The sequence below is a fragment of the Burkholderia sp. 9775_39 genome, from assembly GCF_015712225.1.
GTDB classification, from domain to species: domain Bacteria; phylum Pseudomonadota; class Gammaproteobacteria; order Burkholderiales; family Burkholderiaceae; genus Burkholderia; species Burkholderia cenocepacia.
Genome location: NZ_JACCQC010000013.1, coordinates 166776 through 187908 on the forward strand (window position 1 = coordinate 166776; position 21133 = coordinate 187908).

The following is a 21133-nucleotide window of genomic DNA, read 5'->3' on the forward strand; positions in this document are numbered from 1 at the left end:
GCCGCCGCCGCGCGGACCCGCCGTCGAACGACCCATACAAGGCGTGCCCATGAGCCAGACCGTTGTCGATTCCACTACCGACCATTCCGATCCTTCCTGTTGTTCTCCCACTGACTGTCGCGCGCGGCTCGTTGCGCTGATCGCCGAGCTGCTCGACGAAGCCGTCGACGAGATCGCGTCGCTCGACGATGACGAGGACCTGCTGAGCTGCGGCCTCGATTCGATCCGGTTGATGTATCTGCAGACGCGCTTGAACCGGCTCGGTCATGCGCTGACGTTCGACGCGCTCGCGCGTACGCCGACGCTCGGCGCGTGGACCGCGTTGCTCGCGACTGCGCCGCGTATCGCGCGCGCGGAAGCCGTCGTCGCGGCCGAAGCCGTCGACGTGCACGCGCCATTCGAGTTGTCCGCGGTGCAGCAGGCGTACTGGCTCGGCCGCGGCGACGGCGAGGTGCTCGGCAACGTGAGTTGCCACGCGTTTCTCGAATTCCGCAGCCGCGCGATCGATCCGGTTCGGCTGGACACCGCGTGCCGGCGCGTGCGCGAGCGTCATCCGATGCTGCGCGCGCGCTTCGACGGCGGCCGCCAGCAGATCGTCGCGGCGCCGGACGCGCCGGTGTTCGCGCACGCGGACTGGCGCGACCGGACGGCGGCCGAAGCGGAAGCCGAATGGGCGTCGCTGCGCGCATTCCGCTCGCACGAATGTCTCGACGTCGAGCACGCGCAAGTGTTCATGATGGGGCTGGTGCAGATGCCCGGCGGCGAGGATCGCGTGTGGCTGAGCGTCGATCTGCTCGCGGCCGACGTGGACAGCGTGCGGCTGCTGATGCAGGAGATCGGCGTCGCCTATGCCGAGCCGTCGGCGCTGCCGGCTGCGCCGTCGACGTGGTTCCCGGCCTGGCTCGCGCGTCGCGCGGCCGATACGCGCGATGCGCGGGCCGCGGCGCGCGACGCATGGCAGGCGCGGCTCGCGACGCTGCCGGAAGGGCCGGCGCTGCCGCTCGCCCGTGCGCCGGAAACGATCCGTGCGCCGCGTTTCAGCCGCGTCGCGCATACGCTGAGCACGGACGAGTTGACGCGCCTGCAGGCGCGGGCCGCGCAGCATGGCGTCACGTTGTCGTCGGTGTTCGGTGCGGCATTCGCGGCGGTGCTCGCGCGCTGGAGCGGCCGGCAGGCGTTCCTGCTCAACGTGCCGCTGTTCGACCGGCACGGCGATGCGCCCGATCTGGGCCGCGTGATCGCCGATTTCACGACGCTGTTGCTCGTCGAATGCGACGTGCACGCCGATGCGAGCGCGGCCGACACGGTGCGCGCGTTCCAGCAGCGGCTGCACGGTGCGATCGCGCAGGCCGCGTATCCGGCGCTCGACGTGCTGCGCGATGCGCGTCGGCAGGGCACGCCGCGCGCGGCGCCGGTCGTGTTCTCGTGCAATCTCGGCGACGAGCCGTTCGTGCCCGCTGCGTTCGCGCAGGTGTTCGGCGATCTGCACGACATGATTTCGCAGACGCCGCAGGTATGGCTCGATCATCAGCTCTATCGCGTGCCGGGCGGCGCGCTGCTTGCGTGGGACAGCGTCGACGGCCTGTTCCCGGACGGGATGATCGACGTGATGTTCGGCGCGTATGTCGCGTTCGTGCAGTCGCTGTGTGATCGCGACTGGCGGCTGCCGATCGCGGTCGAGTTGCCGTCCGCGCAGCGGCGCGTGCGCGATGCGCTCAACGCGTTGCCGGCCCCCGGCCGTGCGCGCACGCTGCATCACGATTTCTTCGCGCTGGCCGCACGCGAGCCGGCCGCCGTCGCCGTGCGATGCGGCGATCGCGCGGTGACGCGCGGCGAACTGGCCGCGCAGGCGCTCGCGATCGCGGGCGGGTTGCGCGCGGCCGGGATCGGGCACGGCGATGCCGTCGAGATCAGCCTGCCGCGCGGGCCCGAGCAGGTCGCGGCCGTATTCGGCGTGCTGGCGGCCGGCGCGTGCTACGTGCCGCTCGACATCGCGCAGCCGGTCGCGCGCAAGGCGCTGATCGAGCGCGCGGCGGGCGTGAAGGCCGCGATCGTCGACACCGCCTGCGCGGACGGGCCGCTGCCGCATGTCGGCATCGCCGCGCTGCTGCGGCATGTGCCGCTGGCCGCGCCGCTCGAGGTCGCGCCGCGGGCGACGGCTTACGTGATCTACACGTCCGGTTCGACGGGCGTGCCGAAGGGCGTCGAGATGACGCACGCGGCGGCCGTCAACACGATCGATGCGATCGATGCGCTGCTCGGCGTGCGCGCGCACGACCGGCTGCTGGCGGTGTCGGCGCTCGATTTCGATCTGTCGGTGTACGACCTGTTCGGCGCGCTGGGCGCCGGTGCGCAGCTCGTGCTGCCGACGCAGGACGAAGCGCGCGATGCGGCACGCTGGATCGAACTGATCGCGCAGCACCGCGTGACGCTGTGGAACTCGGCGCCCGCGCTGCTGGAAATGGCGCTGGCCGTGCCGGCGGCGCGCGACGCGTGCCGCAGCGTGCGCGCGGCGCTGCTGTCCGGCGACTGGATCGCGCTCGACCTGCCGGCGCGCCTGCGCGAGCGCTGCGGCGACGCCTGTGCGTTCCACGCGCTCGGCGGCGCCACCGAGGCCGGCATCTGGTCGAACGTGCAGACGGTGCGCGACGTGCCGCCGCACTGGCGTTCGATTCCGTACGGCCGGCCGTTGCCGGGGCAGGCGTATCGCGTCGTCGATGGCGACGGACGCGATGTGCCCGATTACGTGCCGGGCGAATTGCTGATCGGTGGCGACAGTCTCGCGCGCGGCTACCGGAACGATCCCGAGCTGACCGCGCAGCGTTTCGTGCAGCACGCGTCGGGCCGCTGGTATCGCACCGGCGACCGCGGTCGCTACTGGCCGGACGGGACGCTCGAATTCCTCGGCCGCGAGGATCGACAGGTGAAGGTGCGCGGGCACCGGATCGAACTCGGCGAGATCGAGGCGGCGCTCGCCGCGCATCCGTTGATCGACGGCGCATGTGCGAGCGTCGTCCACGGCGAGGCCGCGCGCATCGTCGCGGCATTCGTGCCGGCCGACTGCGCGGCGGCGGACACCGCGCCATCGTTGCTCGCGGCAGTCGACATGGTCGACACGATGCCGGCGGAAACGGCCGTCGCGCACGCCGTCGCCGCCCGGCTGCTCGACGGCGACGCGGGCCTGCCGCCGCCGCTGCTCGCGCACTGGCGCGCAAAGGGCGCCCCATCGATCCCGATCGACGACGCGCTCGACCGGCTCGCCTGGCAGGCAACCGATCTCGACGCTCTGACGGCCGCGCTGCGCGCGCTCGCCGCCGATCCGGAGACCGCCGCGCAACGCGTGCCGCTGGACCCGTGCGTGGCGCCGCTCGCGTTCGCGACGCGCGTGCCGGACGGCGTTCGTGCGCTGCGCGAGTTCGCCGTCGCGCTGGACGCGCAGGCCGCGGCACACACAGGTGTGCTGCGCGTCGCGGTGCTCGATGCCCGCGCGGGCCAGGCGCTCGATGCGGGGCTCGGCGTGCTAGACGATCCGCGCTTCGACGTGACGCTGTTCGACGTGTCGCCGGGCCTGCTGCACAACGCGCAGGCACGCTTCACGCGAACGCTGCCCGCGTTGCAGACGATGCAGGACGGCTTGCTGCCCGCACGTCATCTCGGCGCATTCGATTGCGTGATCAGTTTCGCGGCGGCCCACCTGCGCGACGATCCGCGCGACACCTTCCGGATCGCGGCCGCGCTGCTTGCGCGGGACGGCCGCCTGCTGCTCGCCGACGTGCTGCGCGACTCGCCGCTGCGCGAACTCGTCGCGAGCGTCGCGGGCGATGCATCGCTGCCGCGGCCGTTCGCGCACGATGCGCTGGCGGCGGCCGCCCATGCGTGCGGCTTTGCGCTCGATGCGCGCAGCTGGCGCTCGGCGGCATTCGCCTGCATCGATGCGCGCCGGGTCGGCGAGCCGATCGAACAGACGGCGCTCGCGGACTGGTTGCGCGACCGGTTGCCCGACGCGATGCGTCCCGATGCGCTGTGGTGCGTGCCGCGCTGGCCGCTCAACGCGAACGGCAAGATCGATCGTCGGGCGCTCGGGGATGCACTCGCGCGCGCACTCGGCGACGCACCGGCCGCGCACGACGCGTTCGTGCCGGCCGGCGAACGGCACGCGATATTGCTGGCCTGTTGGGAGCAGGCGCTCGGCCGCGCGGCGAACGCGCGTGACGCGACGTTCTTCGCGCTCGGCGGCGACAGCCTGCTCGCGACGCGCCTGCTCGCGCAACTGCGCGAGCGGCTCGGCGTGCGGATCGGGATGGCCGCGTTCTACCGGCAGCCGACGCTCGCCGGTCTCGCGGCGCAGCTCGACGAACTGACGCCGGCGGCGCCGGCCGACGGCGACGCAGCGGTCGCGACGATCGAGGAGGGCGTGCTGTGAGTTTCGACGACGTGCTCGACCTCTGCCGCGAACGGCGGATCGAACTGTGGTGCGACGACGGCGGCCAGTTGCGCTATCGCGCGCCGGCCGGCGCGCTCGATGCGGATCTCGCCGCGCGCATCAAGGCCGAACGCGATGCGTTCGTCCGCTTCCTTCAGAACGGCGCATGGCGCGACGATCCGGCGCACCGGCACGAACGGTTCGCGCTGACGCCGGTGCAGGCCGCGTATGTGCTCGGTCGCCACGAATCGTTCGAGTTCGGCGGCAGCGCATGCCACCTGTACGTCGAATACGACGAACCGCAGGATCTCGACTGCGTGCGCTTCGAAGCCGCGTGGAATGCGTGCGTCGCGCGCCATCCGATGCTGCGCGCGATCGTCGAGGACAACGCATGGCAACGCGTGCTGCCCGACGTGCCGTGGCAGCCGCTCACCGTGCACGACCTGCGCGAGGCCGACGCGAACGCCTTCGACGTGCACCTGACCCGCGTGCGCGAGCGCCTCGACCATGCGGTGCATGCGCTCGACCGCTGGCCGGTGCTGCAGCCGGAAGTGAGCCTCGGCCAGGAGGCGGCGGTGCTGCACCTGTCCGTGGATTTCACGCTGATCGACTACGCGAGCCTGCAATTGCTGCTCGCCGAATGGCGGCGCCGTTACGACGATCCGCAATGGCAGCCCGCGCCGCTCGACGCGACGTTTCGCGACTATGTGCTGCATGAAGCGCAGTCCACGACGCGTGCCGATCATGCGCGCGACAAGGCATGGTGGCTCGCTCGACTCGACGAGTTGCCCGCGCGTCCCGATCTGCCGGTCGTGCCCGCGAGGCGCACCGACGGGCGGCCGCGCTTCACGCATCGGCATGCGCGGCTCGATCGCGCGCAATGGGCCGCGCTGAGCGGCCAGGCGAGCCGTTTCGGGCTGAGCGCGGCGAGCGTCGCGCTGGCCGCGTTCGCCGAGGTCGTCGGCCGCTGGAGCCAGACGCCGGCGTTCTGCCTGAACCTGACGGTGCTGAACCGTCCGCCCGTGCATCCGCGCATCGATGCGGTGCTCGGCGATTTCACCGCGCTGAGCCTGCTCGCCGTCGACGCGACGCACGGGCGCGATTTCGTCGAGCGTGCCCGCACGATCGGCGCGCGGATGTTCGACGATCTCGACCATCGCGCGTTCACCGGCGTCGACGTGATGCGCGAACTCGCACGGCGGCGCGGCAAGGATGCGGCGCTGATGCCGGTGGTGTTCACGAGCGGGATCGGCAGTGTCGAGCGCCTGCTCGGCGAGCACGCGGGGCACGCGGCGCGCGCCGCGCCGCCGCGCACCATGATCAGCCAGACGCCGCAGGTGTGGCTCGACTGCCAGGTGACCGACCAGTTCGGCGGGCTGGAAATCGGCTGGGACGTGCGCGACGACCTGTTTCCGGACGGCATGCCGGCCGCGATGTTCGACGCGTATGTCGCGCTGCTGGGTCGTCTGGCCGACGATGCCGCATGGTGGTCGCGTGAGGGTGACATCGTGCTGCCGTCCGCGGCGCCCGTCGCCGACGTGCATCCGGATGCCGATACGCATATCGCGGCCGGTTTCGCCGCGCAGGCGCTGCGCACGCCCGATGCGCCGGTCGTGATCGATGCACGGGGGCCGCGCACGTACCGCGAGGTCGCGCAACAGGCGGCGGCGCTGCGTACCGCGCTCGAACAGGCGGGCGTCGGCGTGGGCGATACCGTCGCCGTACTGATGCCGAAGTGCGCGCACCAGCTCGCGGCCGTGCTCGCGATCGTCCAGGCGGGCGCCGCGTACGTGCCGGTCGACAGCCGCCAGCCGGCGCTGCGGCAGCAGGCCATTCTGCGCAATGCACGGGTACGCGCGGTCGTCAGCGTGCAGGCGCTCGCATTCGACCATGACGGTTGCGCGCGCATCGATATCGATGCGTTGCCGATCGATCCGCAATGGCCGCCGCGCGCCGCATGCGACATCGCTCCAGATGCATTGGCTTACGTGATCTATACGTCGGGCTCCACCGGCGAGCCGAAGGGCGTGATGCTGAGCCACGCGGCGGTGTGCAACACGCTCGCCGACATCAGCGCGCGGCATGCGGTCGGCGCGGGCGACGTGGTGCTGGGCCTGGCCGAACTGAGCTTCGACCTGTCCGTCTACGATTTTTTCGGGGCGACCGCGCGCGGCGCGTGCATCGTGCTGCCCGATCCGGCGCGCGGCAACGATCCGTCGCACTGGGCCGAACTGATGGCGCGCCATCGCGTGACGCTGTGGAATTCGGTGCCCGCACAGGGGCAGATGCTGATCGACTACCTCGAAGGCGAACCGGCGCTCGACGTGCCGGGCCCGCGCCGCGTGCTGTGGTCGGGCGACTGGATTCCGGTGACGCTGCCGGCCCGCTGGTGGCGTCGCTGGCCCGACAGCGCGCTGTTCAGCCTCGGCGGCGCGACCGAAGCGTCGATCTGGTCGATCGAACATCCGATCCGTCCGGAAGATACGCAGCTCGCGAGCATTCCGTACGGCCGCGCGCTGACCGGGCAGACGATGGAAGTGCTCGACGCACTCGGCCGGCCGTGCCCGCCGGGCGTGCGCGGCGAGATCCATATCGGCGGCGTCGGGCTTGCGACGGGCTACGCGAACGATCCCGTGCGGACGGACGAGCGTTTCATTCGTCATCCGGACGGGCGCAGGCTTTATCGCACCGGCGATCTCGGGCGCGTGCGCGCCGACGGCTCGCTCGAATTCCTCGGGCGGCAGGACGATCAGGTGAAGATTCGCGGCTACCGGATCGAGCTGGCCGAGATCGATGCGGCGCTGACCGCGCATCCGCTCGTCGGCGCGGCGGCCACGATCGTGCTCGGCGAGGGCGCGGAGCGCCGGCTTGCGAGCTTCGTGTCGCTGCAGGGCGCGGAAGCGCCCCCGCCGGCGCAGGACGACGCGCTGCACGAGATTGCAACGCACGTGCGCACGGCGTTCGACGCCGCGCGCTGGCCCGCGCAGGCGGACGTGTCGCGTTCGGTTGCGCAGCTCGACGCAGCGTGCGTGGCGTCGCTCGCCGCGTGGATCGTGCCGGCCGGCGGCTTGACGACCGACGCTTCGACCGGTTTCGCGACATTGTGCGAGCGGTTGCGTGTGCCGGCGGCACGACGCCATTTGCTGCGCCACTGGCTCGCGATGCTGGTCACACATGGCGTGCTGGACGCGGACGCGGACGACGGCTGGCGCAGGCGGCCCGATGCCAGCGTCGTCGACGCGCGTGCATGCTGGGACGCATTCGCGCAGCACGCATCGCCCGCGCTGTGGCCGGCCGTCCTCGTCGATTACTTCCGCGCCAGTGCCGGATGCCTCGACGCGCAGATCGACGGCCGCGTATCGCCGGCCGGCCTGATGTTCCCGGAAGGGGCTTCGCATATCGCCGAAGCGATGTACAGCGACGGCGAACACGCCCGCGCGCTGCATCGCGGGATGGCGCAGGCCGTGCACGCCGTCGTCGCACGCGAACCGCGGCGCGCGTGGCGCATCCTCGAAATTGGCGCGGGCACGGCCGCCGCGACGCGGGCGATCGTCGAGGCGCTCGCGCCGCTGGTGGAAGCCGGGACGCGCATCGATTACCTGTTCAGCGACGTGTCGAGCTATTTCCTCGCGGCCGCGCGCGAGCGTTTCGCTGCGTATCCGTGGATGCGCTTCGTGCGTTTCGACATGAATGCGGCGTGCGACGCGCAGGGCATTGCACCGCATTCGGTCGACATGACGATCAGCTCCGGCGCGCTGAACAATGCGCGCGACACGGTCGCGCTGATTGCCGGTTTGCGCGCACTGTCGGCGCCCGACGCGTGGTGGGTGATCCAGGAACTGACGGCCGAGCATCCGGAAATCAGCATCAGCCAGGGGCTGATGATGGAGACGCCGGACGATGCGCGGGCCGCATCGGCGCGGTTGTTCGTGCCGCATGCGCAGTGGCTCGACTGGCTGCAGGCGGACGCGGGCGATCGCGCGCTCGGGTGCGTCGCGCCCGACACGCCGCTCGCCGCGCTGGGCTACGACATCCTGCTCGCCCACGTGAAGCGCGGCGCGGCGCGCATCGCGCCGGATACGCTGCTGGCGTTCGTGGCCGAGCGTGTGCCGGGCTACATGGTGCCGTCGCAACTGCGCGTGCTCGAACGTTTGCCGGTGACCGCGAACGGCAAGATCGACCGCCGTACGCTGGCCGGCATCGCCGATATCCGCGAGCCGGCGCCGGTCGTGGTGCGAGCGGTGTCCGCACCGGCAGCCGACCCGTTGCTGGCGCGGCTGATCGGCTTGTGGGAGACCGTGCTCGATACGCGCAACGTCTCGCCGGATCAGGACTTCTTCGCCGCGGGCGGCGATTCGCTGCTGATCGCGCAACTCGTGTCGCGGCTGCGCGGCGAGGAACCGCTCGCGCACGCGCATCCGTTCGACCGGTTGTTGCGCTGGGTGCTCGCGCAGCCGACGCCCGCCGCGTTCGCGCAATGCCTGCGCGACGCGGGCGAACAGCCGGCGAGCGCGACGCCGGCGGCCGCGCCCGCCGCGTCGCGCACGGCGCATGCGTCGGCGGTCGTCCATGCGCCGGCGCCGCGCGTGCGCACCGGCGTGCGGCCGATTCCGCTCGCGCCCGGCGGCGGCGTGCCGCGCGTGATCGTGCACGAAGGGCTCGGCACCGTGCATGCGTATCGTCCGGTGCTTCCGGCGCTCGCGCGGCTCGGCCCGGTGCTCGGCTTCGCGGTGCGCGACGCGCAGGATTATCTCGACCTGCCGGCGCGTCACCTGAACGCGACGCTGGGCCGGCGTTACGCGGATGCGCTGTGGCGCAGCGGCGTGCGCGAGGTCGACGTGCTCGGCTATTGCTCGGGCGGGCTGGTCGCGCTCGAAATGGCGAAGTCGCTGGTGCAGCTCGGCGTCGCGGTGCGCACGCTCGACATCGTGTCGAGCTACCGGATTCCGTACCTGATCGAGGATGAACGGCTCGTGCTGTTCAACTTCGCGGCGACGCTCGGGCTGCCGCTCGACGCACTCGGGTTTCCGGAAACGTATGTGCTGGCCGACGCGCTCGCCGACGCATTGAAGGCCGACCCCACGCGGCTCGCGCCGGGCAGCCTGCAGGCGCAGCTCGAGATCTTCGGCGATCGCTGCGAGCCGCTCGACGTGCTGCGCGGCCGCGTGTTGCGCGCGGCGGCCGGCCTGTCGATGCAGGACGCGGTCGCGCATCCGCTGCTCGACGAGCGCGAGCGGCTCTACCGGCTCTTCATGCATTCGGTGCAGGCGTGCCACTGGGCCGGCGATGCGCCGTATGCGGGCACGCTGCGGCTGTTCGTGCCGGAGCGCTGCAATCCGCTGATTCCGCAGCAGCGCGCGGCGCTCACGGACTACTGGACGGCGCAGGCGCTCGGCGGCATCACGGCCGTCGATATCCCCGGCGGTCATTTCGACTGCCTGAACGCCGCGTTCGTCGATACCCGCCTGAAGGAGGCACGATGAAGGTCCATCCGCTGCCGGTCGTCGTGGCCGGCTCCCGTTTCGGTCAGTTCTATGCGGCGGGCCTCGCGGCGTCCGGTTCGTATCACGTCGCCGGCATCCTCGGCCAGGGCAGCGCGCGCACGGCAGCATTGGCCGCGCGCGTCGGGGCGCCGGTGTTCGACCGCGTCGACGCGTTGCCGGACGACGTGCGCATCGCGTGCGTCGCCGTCGGCGGCGCGGCCCGCGGCGCGGAGGGCGCCGCGCTGGCCTGCCGGCTGCTCGAACGCGGGATCGACGTCGTGATCGAGCATCCGCTGCTGCCCGACGAATGGGCCGGCGTGCTGCGTACCGCGTCGCGCCAGGGCCGCCGTTGCCTGCTCAACAGCTTCTATCCGAACCTGCCGGTCGTCGCGCGTTTCATCGCGGTCGCGCGGCGACTGCGCGAGACGAGCGCGCCGGTGCATGCGGACGTGGTGTGCTCGGTGCAGGCGAGCTACGCGGCGCTCGACGTGCTCGCGGCCGCGTTGCAGGGCGTCGGGCCGTGGTCGGTCGAACCGATCGGGCCGGCGTTGTCGTCGATGCGCGAATGCGCGATGGTGCTCGCTGAAACGCCGGTGTCGCTGCGCGTGCACAACGAGATGGCGGCGGCCGACGACGGCCGGATGAGCATGCTGTTCGGCATCACGCTGACGACCGACGCTGGCACGTGGACGCTCGCGTCGCCGCACGGCCCGCTGTGGTGGGCGCCCGCGCTGCGCGAGCCGGCGCAGGACGAGGACGGCCTGTTCCCGATCTTCGGCGAGCCGGCCGGCGACGACCTGCCGAGCATCCAGATCTGCGACGACGCGCAGGACACGTGGGGCGAGATTCATGCGCGCAGCTGGCCGCAGGCGGCCGTGCGCGCCGTCGATCGCCTCGTGTCCGGCGAAGGGCTGCACGCGTGCAACCAGCGCAGCATCGACGTGGCGCGCGTGTGGCAGCAGTTGACCGCGCAACTCGGTTTTCCGGCGCAGCCGCCGGGCGATGCGCGCGCCGCGACGCTCGGCATGCTGCTGGAGCGTGCTGCATGAAGGGGCCGTTGCTTTCGATGTTGCGACCGTTCGCGGTGCCGCTCGTCGCGGCGGTGGCGTTGCAGGCGCTGGCCGGCATCGCGTCGCTCGTGCCGTGGCTCGCGCTCGCGCATCTCGCCGACGCATGGCGCGCGAGCGCGCAGCTCGACACGGCGGCGCGCGGCTGGCTCGTCGCGGCCGTGGCGGCCGGTGCGTTCTGGCTGGCCGGCCAGACGGTCGCGCTGCACCTGACGCACCGCGTCGACGCCGATCTCGGCGATCGCCTGCGCAAGCGCCTCGCCGATCATCTGCAGCGTTTGCCGCTCGGCTGGTTCGCGCGCGCGGGCAGCGACCGCGTCGCGCGCCACGTCGACCAGGACGTGCGCGCGCTGCACCAGCTCGTCGCGCATGCGCCGGCCGATCTCACGCAGCTCGTGGTCGTGCCGTGCGCGGCGCTCGCGTGCCTGCTTTACCTGAATCCCGCGCTGCTCGCGTTCGCGCTCGTGCCGCTCGTCGCCGGCGCGGCGCTGTTCCGCTGGATGCGCTCGGCACGCTTCGCGCCGGCCTTCGCCGCACGCAACGCGGCGCTCGAACGGTTGATGGGCGACTACGCGCAGCTCGCGCAGAACCCGGCGCTGGTGCGGCAGTATCCGGGCGCCGGCATCGAGGCGGCCGCGCTCGCGTCGAGCGGGCAGTTCTCGCGGGCGTTCTCGGCGTGGGTCGGCCGCATCGGCGGCCTCGGCGCGTGCACGCAGGTGCTGCTCGGCACGCCGTTGCTGCTCGCGTGGGTCGTGTTCGGCGCGACGTGGCTGACGGCCGGACAGTTGCCGGTCGGCACGCTGTGCGCGTTCGCGCTGCTGATCTGGGCGGTCGCGGCGCCGGTGCGTGCGCTCGGTCATGGCGCCGATGCGCTGCGCGACGCGCGCGCGGCCGCCGCGCGGCTCGATGCGTTGCTTGCGCAGCCCGGCCTGCAGGAACCCGCCGACGGCGCGGCACAGGCGCCGCGCGATGCGTCGATCGAACTGCGCGGCGTGCAGGTCGACATCGACGGCGAGCCGATCCTGCGCGACATCGACGCGACGCTCGCGGCCGCCACGACCACCGCGATCGTCGGGCCGTCCGGCGCGGGCAAGAGCACGCTGCTGATGCTGCTCGCGCGCTTCATGGACCCGGATCGCGGCACGGTGCGGCTCGGCGGCGCCGATCTGCGATTGGTCAGTTCGCAGACGCGCCGCGAACAGATTGCGATGGTGTTCCAGCAGGCGAGCGCGCTCGACGTGTCGATTGCCGCGAACATCGCGCTTTATCGACCCGACGCCGATCGCGACGCGATTCGCGCCGCCGCGCGCGCGGCGTGTCTCGACGCACGCATCGACGCATTGCCGGGCGGTTACGACTGCGTATGCGGGCGCGACGTGCGCCTGTCCGGCGGCGAACTGCAGCGGCTGTCGATCGCGCGTGCGCTGCTGTCGCGTGCGCCGTTGCTGCTGCTCGACGAACCGGCGTCGGCGCTCGATCCGCAAACCGGGCGCGCGTTGCGCAACGCGCTGCGCGCCGACACGCGTACCCGTGTGATCGTCAGCCACGATCTCGACGCGATCCGGCACGCGGACCAGATTCTCGTGATGGAACGCGGCCGCATCGTCGAACGCGGCACGCATGCGGCGCTGCTGGCCGCGGGTGGGCTGTATGCGCGGCTCTGGCGCGAACGCGGCGCCGCAGGCGGGGAGTCCGCATGATGACGAAATCGCTCAAACGTTTGCAGTGCCTGCCGCGCGACACGCGCCGCGCGCTGTGGCGCGGGCTGGGCTGGGCGGTGGCCGCCGCGTTGCTCGACGGCGCGTGCGGGCTGCTGCTCGTGCCGTTGATCCGCGCGTGGTTCGCCGGCGCGCATACGGCCGCGCTGCACTGGACGATCGTGCTCGGCGCGCTGACGCTGGGCCATGCGCTCGTGCTGTACGTCGCGCAACGCGGCGGCTATCGCGCGGGCGGCGCGCTGGCCGTAGGCCTCGTCGAACGCCTCGTGCAACACCTGCCGCGCATCGCGTCGTGGCAGACCGTGCGCGACAGTCATCCGGCCGGGTTGCTGCGCGGGCCGGTGATGCAGGCGATGGGGATTCCCGCGCACCTGCTCGGGCCGTTGATCGGCGCGGCCGTCACGCCGCTCGCGGTGGTCGCGGGCCTTGCATGGATCGACTGGCGCATCGCGCTGTGCCTCGCGGCGGCGGCCGTGCTGCTGTTCGCGCTGCTGCAGCGCGGCGGCGCCCGCACGCTCGGGTTGGAACAGGCGCGCGCCGCGGGCGATCGCGAGATGGCCGTGCAGCTTCAGACCTTCGCCGCGCATCAGGGGCTGCTGCGCTTCGCGGGCCAGGACGGCGAAGCACGCGCGGCGTTGCAGCGCGCGTTCGATGAACAGCATCGCCGCACGCGGGCGCTGATGCGGCGCTCGCTGCCGCTCGAGCTCGGATTCGCGGCCGCGGTGCAGGGCGTGTTCGTCGCGATGCTGATCGGCGGCGCGTGGGCCGTCGCGGCTGGCCGACTCGACGCGGCGACGGCCGTCGCGGTGCTCGTGCTGCTCGTGCGCTTCATCGAGCCGCTCGCGCAACTCACGCAGCTCGATCAGGCGCTGCGCGGCGGCTGGCGCGCGCTCGACACGGTGCTCGCGGTGCTGCTCGCACCGCGCTTCGACAGCCCCGAGCGCGGCACGCCGGTACACGACGCGAGCGTCGACGCGCTGCGCGTCGGCTATCGGTCGGCCGGCGGCGCGACGCTGCTCGACGGAATCGATCTGCATTGCCCGGCGGGCGGCTTCGTCGCGATCGTCGGCCCCACGGGCGCGGGCAAGAGCACGCTGCTCGGCCTGCTCGCGCGGCTCGACGATCCGTGCGCCGGGCGCGTGCTGCTCGGCCGCGCCGACGTGCGGCACCTGAGCGAGGCGACGCTCGCCGCGACGCGCAACCTCGTGTTCCAGGACAACGGGCTGTTTCGCGGCAGCCTCGCGTGGAACGTGCGGATGGGGCGACCGGACGCGACCGATGCCGAGCTGCGCGCCGCGCTGGACGCGGTCGGCCTGCTGCGCGACGCCGAGCGCCTGCCGGACGGTCTCGACACCGACGTGGGGCCGGGCGGGCAGGTGCTGTCGGGCGGGCAGCGCCAGCGGGCGTGCCTGGCCCGTGCGCTGCTCGCGCGGGCGCCGGTGCTGATGTTCGACGAGCCGACCGCGAGCCTCGACGAACTGAGCGCGCGGCGCGTGCGCGACAGTCTCGTCGCGCTGCGCGGGCAGCGCACGCGCATCGTCGTCACGCACCAGCCGGCGCTGGCGGCGGCCGCCGACACGATCGTCGTGCTCGACGCGGGCCGCGTGCGGGCGACCGGCACGCACGCGCAACTGATCGAGACCGATGCGTGGTACGCGACGTTCGCCCGCGCCGGACGGCCACCCGACGGGGCGCCGCCCGCCGGCGCGGACGCGGAAATCCGCCCGGCCGAATCCGAACAGTGACGTGAACAATACGGGCCGCCGTGCCCGGAATCGATAGGAAAAGCCCCTCGATCGAAAAATCGCCTGCCGGTTCTAATTGATAATGAGAATGATTATCAAATACGGGGGCGTGAATGCGGTACGAGGTACGGGAACCTGAGAGATCGATGATGCAGGGCGCGCGCGTCGCCCGTTTCGGGCGCTGGCGTCCGTCGCTGTACCTCGGCCTGCTGATCGCCGCGCATCCGGCGGCGGCGTTCGCCGATGCGGCGCCGGCGGGCGGCGCGGAAGTCCGCAAGGAAGAGGCGGCCGCCGCGCAGCCTGCCGGGGGCGAGTTGAAGGCGATTGCGGTGAATGCGTCGCGCAGCGTGGCCGACGATCCGTCGGTGGCGACGGTCGGCAAGATGCCCCTCGCGTTGCGCGAGATTCCGCAGTCGGTCAGCGTGACGACGCGCGAGCGGATCGACCAGCAGAACCTGTTCTCGCTCGACGAGGTGATGCAGCAGTCGGCCGGCGTGACGGTCCAGCCTTACGTGCTGCTCACCACCGCGTACTTCGTGCGCGGCTTCAAGGTCGATTCGTTCGAATTCGACGGCGTGCCGGTCGTGATCGGCGACATGGCGAGCGCGCCGCAGGACATCTCGGTGTACGAGCGCGTGGAAATCCTGCGCGGCGCGAACGGGCTGCTGCACGGCTCCGGCAATCCGGCCGCGACCGTCAACCTCGTGCGCAAGCGCCCGCAATACCAGTTTTCCGCGCATGCGACCGCAAGCGTCGGCAGCTGGGACCGCTATCGCGCGGAAGCCGACATCGGCGGCCCGCTCAATGCGGCCGGCACCGTGCGCAGCCGGCTCGTCGCCGCGTACGAGGATCGCCACTTCTTCTACGACCATGCGAAGCAGGACACGCGTTCGATCTACAGCGTCACGGAAGTCGACGTGACGCGCGACACGCTGCTCACGTTCGGCGCGCAGTACCAGACCACGTCGTCGGTGCCCGACATGTCCGGCGTGCCGATGGCGCGCGACGGGTCGAGCCTCGGCCTGTCGCGCTCGACGTTCCTCGACACCGCGTGGGGCCGCTTCAACTGGGACACGACGCGTGCGTTCGCGTCGGTCGAGCAGAAGCTCGGCGCCGGCTGGAAAGCAAAGGTCAGCGGCGAATACCAGAGCGTGCGCTCGGACCTGAAGTACGCGGGTTCGTTCGGCGCGATCGATCCGGCGACGGGCGCCGGCGGCCGGCTGACCGGCGCCGCGTACCAGTTCAGCAGCTACAGCCGCAGCCTCGATGCGAACGTGCAGGGCCCCGTGCATGCGTTCGGGCTCACGCACGACCTGCTGTTCGGCGTCACCTACGCGAACAGCAGCAGCGGGCAGATGACGGCGCCGCTGCTCGGCGACGTGGCCGGCACGCCGGTGAACGTGTATCGCTGGAACCCGAGCAGCGTGCCCGAGCCCGGCATCGGGCCGTACCAGCAATCGCAGCAGAACGACATTTCGCAGAAGGGCGTCTACGGGCTCGGCCGCATCAAGCTCGCGGAACCGCTGACGCTCGTGCTCGGCGGCCGGATGAGCTGGTGGAACCAGGACAGCCTCGCCGCGCACTACAACACCGGCCACCAGTTCACGCCATACGGCGGGCTGATCTGGGATTTCGCGCGCGACTGGTCGTGGTACGCGAGCTATGCGGAGGTGTTCCAGCCGCAGACCAAGTCGATGTGGGGCGGCGGCATCCTGACGCCGGTGAAGGGGCGCACCTACGAAACGGGCGTGAAGGGCGAACTGGCGGGCGGCAAGCTCAACGTGTCGCTCGCGGCGTTCCGCATCGATCTCGACAACAACCCGCAGGTCGACCTCGCGCATCCGTGCGCGGGGCCGAGCTGCTACTACGTGAACGGCGGCAGCGTGCGCAGCCAGGGTTTCGAGTTCGAGGCGAACGGCCGCATCACGCCGTGGTGGAGCGTGTGGGCGAGCTACACGTACGACACGATGCGCTATGCGGACAACCTCGCGAACGCGGGTTCGTTCGCGCCGCTGCTGAATCCGCGCCACCTGTTCCGGCTGTGGACCAACTACGACCTGCCGTGGCAGGAGCGGCGCTGGAGCATCGGCGGCGGCGTGCAGGTGCAGAGCAGCTACTCGGCGCAGGCGAACGGCGTCACGATGAGCCAGGGCGGCTACGCGCTCGCGAGCGTGCGGCTCGGCTACCGCTACGACAAGCACTGGAGCGCCGCGCTCAACGTCAACAACCTGTTCGACCGCCACTACTACCTGAGCCTGAGCCAGCCGGGCTGGAACAACCGTTACGGGGAACCGCGCAACGTGATGCTGACCGTGCGCGGGCAATTCTGATGGCGTCCGGCTGGGGGGCGCGGGCGGCGATCGCGATCGGCGGCGTGCTGCCGGGTGCGGTCGCGCTCGCGCTCACGCTGGCCCGTCATTACCCCGACGACGGCCTGAACCGGCTCTATGCGGCCGTGTTGCTGACGCTCGCCGCGAGCGTCGCCGCGCTGCTGTGGGTGCTCGTCGCGCCCGGCTGGCGGCAGGCCGCGTGGCGCGCGGGTGTGTGGCTCGCGGTGCTCGTGCCGTGCGCGATGTTCTGGGGAGGGCGCTGACATGGATGCTTCGTCGCGTTCGCGCTGGCGCGCGCTGCATCGCGGCGCCGGTGCGCTGTTCGGCGTGGTGCTGTTCGTCGTGCTGTTCAGCGGCGCCTGGAGTCTCGCATTCGATTCGATGCAGGGCTGGTGGCGGCCGCCGGCGGTGGCCGTCGCGCGGCCGACCTTGTCGCTCGATGCGCTCGTCACGCGCGCGGCGTCGCTCGGGGTGGCGTTGCGCGACGCGCGCATCGTGCTGCCGCGGCCGGACGATCCGGCCATCCGTTTCTGCGACGCGCGCCAGACATGCACGCTCGCGCTCGATCCGGCAACCGGCGCGCCGCTGCCCGACGCAGGGCGGGCGACCTTGATCGTCACGCTGCACAAGACGCTGTTCGCCGGCTTCCCCGGGCGCATCTTCGTCAGCCTGTGGGGCATCGTGCTGCTCGTGCTCATCGTCGCGGGCATCGTCGTGCATCGCAAGCGCTGGCCCGATGCGGCGCGCATCCGGCGCGGCCACGGCTTGCGCGTCGCGCTGTTCGACCTGCACGCATGGATCGGCCTGTGGGGCACGCCGTGGCTCGTGCTGTTTGCGTTCACCGGCGCGTTGTCGGGGCTCGGCGCGCTCGGCACGGTGTCGCTCGCGGGCGTCGCGTATCCGGGGCAGCCGCAGCGTGCGTTCGCCGAACTGCTGGGCGGGCCGCCGCCCGTGGAAGCCGGCGGCCCGTGGCGACATGCGCCCGATCTCGATGCGCTGCTGCGGCGCGACGCGGTGCGCAGGCCGGATTTCCGGCCCGAAGCCGTCGTGCTGCATCGCTGGGGCGATGTGAATGCGCGCGTCGAGATTGCCGGCACGACCGCGGGCCTGCCGAGCACCGCCGTGTTCGAACGCCACCTGTACCGTGCGACGGACGGGCAATGGCTCGCCGATGCGACGTCGCGCGGCCGCGGCTTCTGGCTGCGCGCGTTCATCGCGGTGCAGCCGCTGCATTTCGCGCAATACGGCTGGGTGGGGGCGGCCGGTGATGGGCTGCGCGTGCTGCATTTCCTGATGGGACTCGCCGCGTGCGCGTTGTGCGCGACGGGGTTGCACCTGTGGATCGAGCGGCGGCGTGCGCAGCGCGAGCGTTCGGCGGACGTGCTGGCCGCCGCCGCGGTCGGCGTGTGCGGCGGGCTCGTGCTCGCGGGCGGCGCCCTGCTGTTCGCCGGCCGTGCGCTGCCGGACGGCGTGCACGTCGACCATGCGCTCGCGATGCTGTTCTGGGCCGTGTGGGGCGGCGCGATTGCGCTCGCGGCCTGTGTCGCCGATCGCGCGGCATGGCTGCGCGTGCTGATGCGTGCGGCCGGCGTCGCGTACGGGCTGGCCGGCGCGACCCATTGCGCGCTCGCGCTGCGGGGCGCGGGCCAGCCCGTGTACTGGCCGATCGACGCAGCGCTCGTCGCCTTCGGCGCATTGTTGCTGCGTGCGGCACGCCGTCCGCGGCGCGACGCGATGCAGCCTGCGCGCGTGCCGGCCGGCGCCGAACCTTTTTAACCTCATGCAACTGGAGACTTCGATGCGCGACCTGCTCGAACATCGCCGCCTGGTCATCACGATCACGCTGCTTTACCTGTCACAGGGAATCCCGATCGGCATCGCGATGGACGCGATGCCGACGCTGCTGCGCCACGACGGCGCGCCGCTTCACGCGCTCGCGTTCCTGCCGCTCGTCGGACTGCCGTGGGTCGTGAAATTCCTGTGGGCGCCCGTCGTCGACAACCGCTGGTTGCCCCGCATCGGCCGGCGGCGCAGCTGGATGCTGCCGATGCAGACGATCGTCGTGCTGTGCCTGGTCAGCCTCGCGCAGATCGGGATGACCGTCGCGACGGCCGGCTGGGCGGTCGGGCTGCTGGCCGTCGCGTCGCTCGCGAGCGCGACGCAGGACATCGCGAACGACGGGATGGCCGCCGAGCATTTCAGCGGCGACACGCTCGCGAAGATCAACGCGATCCAGATCGCGGGTGTGATGATCGGCTTCTTCGGCGGCGGCGCCGGCACGTTGACGCTGATCGGCCTGTTCGGCCAGCCTACCGCGTTTCTCGCGCTGGCCGCCGTCCCGCTCGCGAGCCTCGTTTGCGTGCTGTGGGTGCTGCCGCGCGACGCGGATCGCGCGCGCGTCCGGCCCGAACACGATGCGAGCCTCGTGCGCTTCGCGAAGCGGCCGCGTTCGTGGTCGCTGCTGTCGCTCGCATTGCTGTCGGCGATGACCGCCGTATCGGGCTTCGGCCTGTCGAAGCTGTTCCTCAACGACGCGGGCTGGTCGCTCGACGCGATCGGCAAACTCGGGATGGCGGGCGGCGTCGTGACGGTCGTGCTCGGTTGCGGCGGCGGCGCGTGGCTCGTGAGGGCGCTCGGGCTGTGGCGCGCGTTTACGGCCGGCGTGAGTTGCGCGGGCGCGGCCGCGCTGCTGTGGTTCGCGCAGGCGAACGGGTGGCTGCCGGTGTCGCCGTCGTGGGCGTGGCTGTGCACGGTGCTCGGCTCGCTGGCGACCGGCATCACGTCCGTGTCGATCATGACGGCCGGCATGCGTTTCGCCGGCGGCAGCGATCAGGCCGGCACCGACGTGACGGCCGTGCAGAGCACGCGCGATCTCGGCGAGCTGATCGCGTCGTCGACGATCCTGTCGCTGACCGCGAAGGTCGGTTACACGGGCGGGTTTCTCACCGGCGTCGCGCTCGCGGTGCTGGCGGCGCTGATCGCGATGAAGCTGCGGCGGCGCGAGGCGGCGTATGCGGTGAAGGGGGACGATGCGCTGGTGTCGTGACGGCTGCGCGGCCGGCGTGCGATGCAGGGTGCGCATCGCGCCGCGCTGCGTCTGGCCACGCGTGGCTGAGCGCGGCTCAAGCGCGGCTCAACCGCCGCGCCGCCAGCAATGCGATGACGAGCAGCACCGCGACGTACGCGGCGACGCTCGTCCACGCGCCGCGTTGCCAGAACGCGCCGCCGACCGAGCCGAGCACGCTCGACCCGACGTAGTAGGCGAGCAGATACAGCGAAGCCGCATGCCCCTTCGCGGCGCCCGCGAGCGCGCCGACCCAGCCGCTCGCGACCGAGTGGGCGACGAAGAAGCCGATCGTCACGAGCACGATGCCGACGACGATCGCGGCGAGCGAGTGCGACAGCGTCAGCGCGAGGCCCGCCGCGAACACGACGATGCCGCTGACGAGGACCGGCGCCCGCCCGAGACGATCGGCGAGCGCGCCGGCGCTCGACGACGACACCATCCCGAACAGGTACGCGCCGAAGATCAGCCCGCACGCGGTCGGGCTCAGGTTGAACGGCGCCGCCATGAGCCGGAACCCGGCGTAGTTGTAGATCGTCACGAACGCGCCCATCACGAGGAAGCCGATCGCGAACACGAACGGTAGGCGCGCATGACGCAGTTGCGCGTGCCACAGCCGCAGGTGGTGACGCAGCGTCAGGTCGGTGCGCTTCACGAAGCGTCGCGACGGCGGCAGCAGCATCACGAACGCGATCGCCGCGAGCAGGTCGACGACGCCGATCGACAGCATCGCGGTTCGCCACGAGAAGTGCTCTTCGAGCGCGCTCATCCCGATCCGTCCGATCATGCCGCCGAACGCGGTCCCGCCGACATAGAGCCCCATCGAGAAGCCGAGGCCGTCCGCCGCGATTTCTTCCGCGAGATACGCCATCGCCACCGCCGGCACGCCGCCCAGCGCGAAGCCTTCGAGCGCACGCCAGACCAGCAGCAGGTGCCAGTTCGGCGACCACGCGGCGAGCAGGTTGAACAGCGCGGCCAGCGTCATCGACGCGAACATCAGCCCGCGCCGCCCGACGCGTTCGGACAGCGCGCCGGCGCACAGGATCGACACCGCGAGCATCCCGGTCGACAGCGACAGCGAGAGCGAACTCGACGCCGCGCCGACGTTGAACTCGCGGGCGAACGCGGGCAGCAGCGGCTGCACGCAGTACAGCAGCGAGAAAGTGGAAAAGCCGGCGAGGAACAGCGCGAACGCGATGCGCTTGTACGCGGCCGAGCGCGGGGACACACCGGCCGGCAGCGCATCGGGTGCGGTGTTCTGCGTGCCGGGCAGGGAACGGGAAATCGAAGCGGAGGACATGAA

General features: G+C 71.8%; 10 protein-coding genes. 9 read left to right on the top strand and 1 reads right to left on the bottom strand.

What is annotated here, in order from left to right; genetic code table 11:
- Nucleotides 1–49: 49 nt before the first annotated feature.
- The 9 genes from H0X90_RS19320 to H0X90_RS19360 all read left to right on the top strand — a co-directional run bounded on the left by H0X90_RS19320 (nucleotide 50) and on the right by H0X90_RS19360 (nucleotide 19812).
- Nucleotides 50–4423, top strand: a complete 4374-nt coding sequence (locus tag H0X90_RS19320) for a non-ribosomal peptide synthetase (RefSeq protein ID WP_077189079.1) — start codon at nucleotides 50–52, stop codon at nucleotides 4421–4423.
- Complete coding sequence (locus H0X90_RS19325) at nucleotides 4420–9906, top strand: non-ribosomal peptide synthetase (protein WP_077189078.1); 5487 nt, start codon at nucleotides 4420–4422, stop codon at nucleotides 9904–9906. The genes H0X90_RS19320 and H0X90_RS19325 overlap by 4 nt, the downstream gene beginning before the upstream one ends.
- Entirely contained in the window at nucleotides 9903–10955 is a 1053-nt protein-coding gene (locus H0X90_RS19330) for a Gfo/Idh/MocA family oxidoreductase (protein WP_006493253.1), read from the top strand. The genes H0X90_RS19325 and H0X90_RS19330 overlap by 4 nt, the downstream gene beginning before the upstream one ends.
- A complete protein-coding gene (locus tag H0X90_RS19335; protein ID WP_077189077.1) occupies nucleotides 10952–12673 on the top strand; it encodes an ABC transporter ATP-binding protein in 1722 nt (573 codons plus the stop codon). Before H0X90_RS19330 ends, H0X90_RS19335 begins: the two co-directional genes overlap by 4 nt.
- Complete coding sequence (locus tag H0X90_RS19340; RefSeq protein ID WP_102898681.1) at nucleotides 12673–14436, top strand: ABC transporter ATP-binding protein; 1764 nt, start codon at nucleotides 12673–12675, stop codon at nucleotides 14434–14436. Before H0X90_RS19335 ends, H0X90_RS19340 begins: the two co-directional genes overlap by 1 nt.
- Nucleotides 14437–14549: 113 nt before the next feature.
- Nucleotides 14550–16766 (top strand): TonB-dependent siderophore receptor, encoded by a 2217-nt coding sequence (locus H0X90_RS19345; RefSeq protein ID WP_102898550.1) that lies wholly within the window; start codon nucleotides 14550–14552, stop codon nucleotides 16764–16766.
- Nucleotides 16766–17029, top strand: coding sequence for a hypothetical protein (locus H0X90_RS19350; RefSeq protein WP_006486734.1), 264 nt, complete (start codon nucleotides 16766–16768; stop codon nucleotides 17027–17029). Before H0X90_RS19345 ends, H0X90_RS19350 begins: the two co-directional genes overlap by 1 nt.
- Nucleotide 17030: 1 nt before the next feature.
- Nucleotides 17031–18542, top strand: coding sequence for a PepSY domain-containing protein (locus H0X90_RS19355; protein ID WP_077189075.1), 1512 nt, complete (start codon nucleotides 17031–17033; stop codon nucleotides 18540–18542).
- A gap of 22 nt (nucleotides 18543–18564) precedes the next feature.
- Nucleotides 18565–19812: a RhtX/FptX family siderophore transporter gene (locus H0X90_RS19360; protein WP_077189074.1), complete on the top strand. Its 1248-nt coding sequence runs from the start codon at nucleotides 18565–18567 to the stop codon at nucleotides 19810–19812.
- A gap of 76 nt (nucleotides 19813–19888) precedes the next feature.
- On the opposite strand, the gene H0X90_RS19365 is transcribed toward H0X90_RS19360, so the two are convergent.
- Nucleotides 19889–21130, bottom strand: a complete 1242-nt coding sequence (locus H0X90_RS19365) for an MFS transporter (RefSeq protein ID WP_034202025.1) — start codon at nucleotides 21128–21130, stop codon at nucleotides 19889–19891.
- Nucleotides 21131–21133 lie beyond the last annotated feature (3 nt).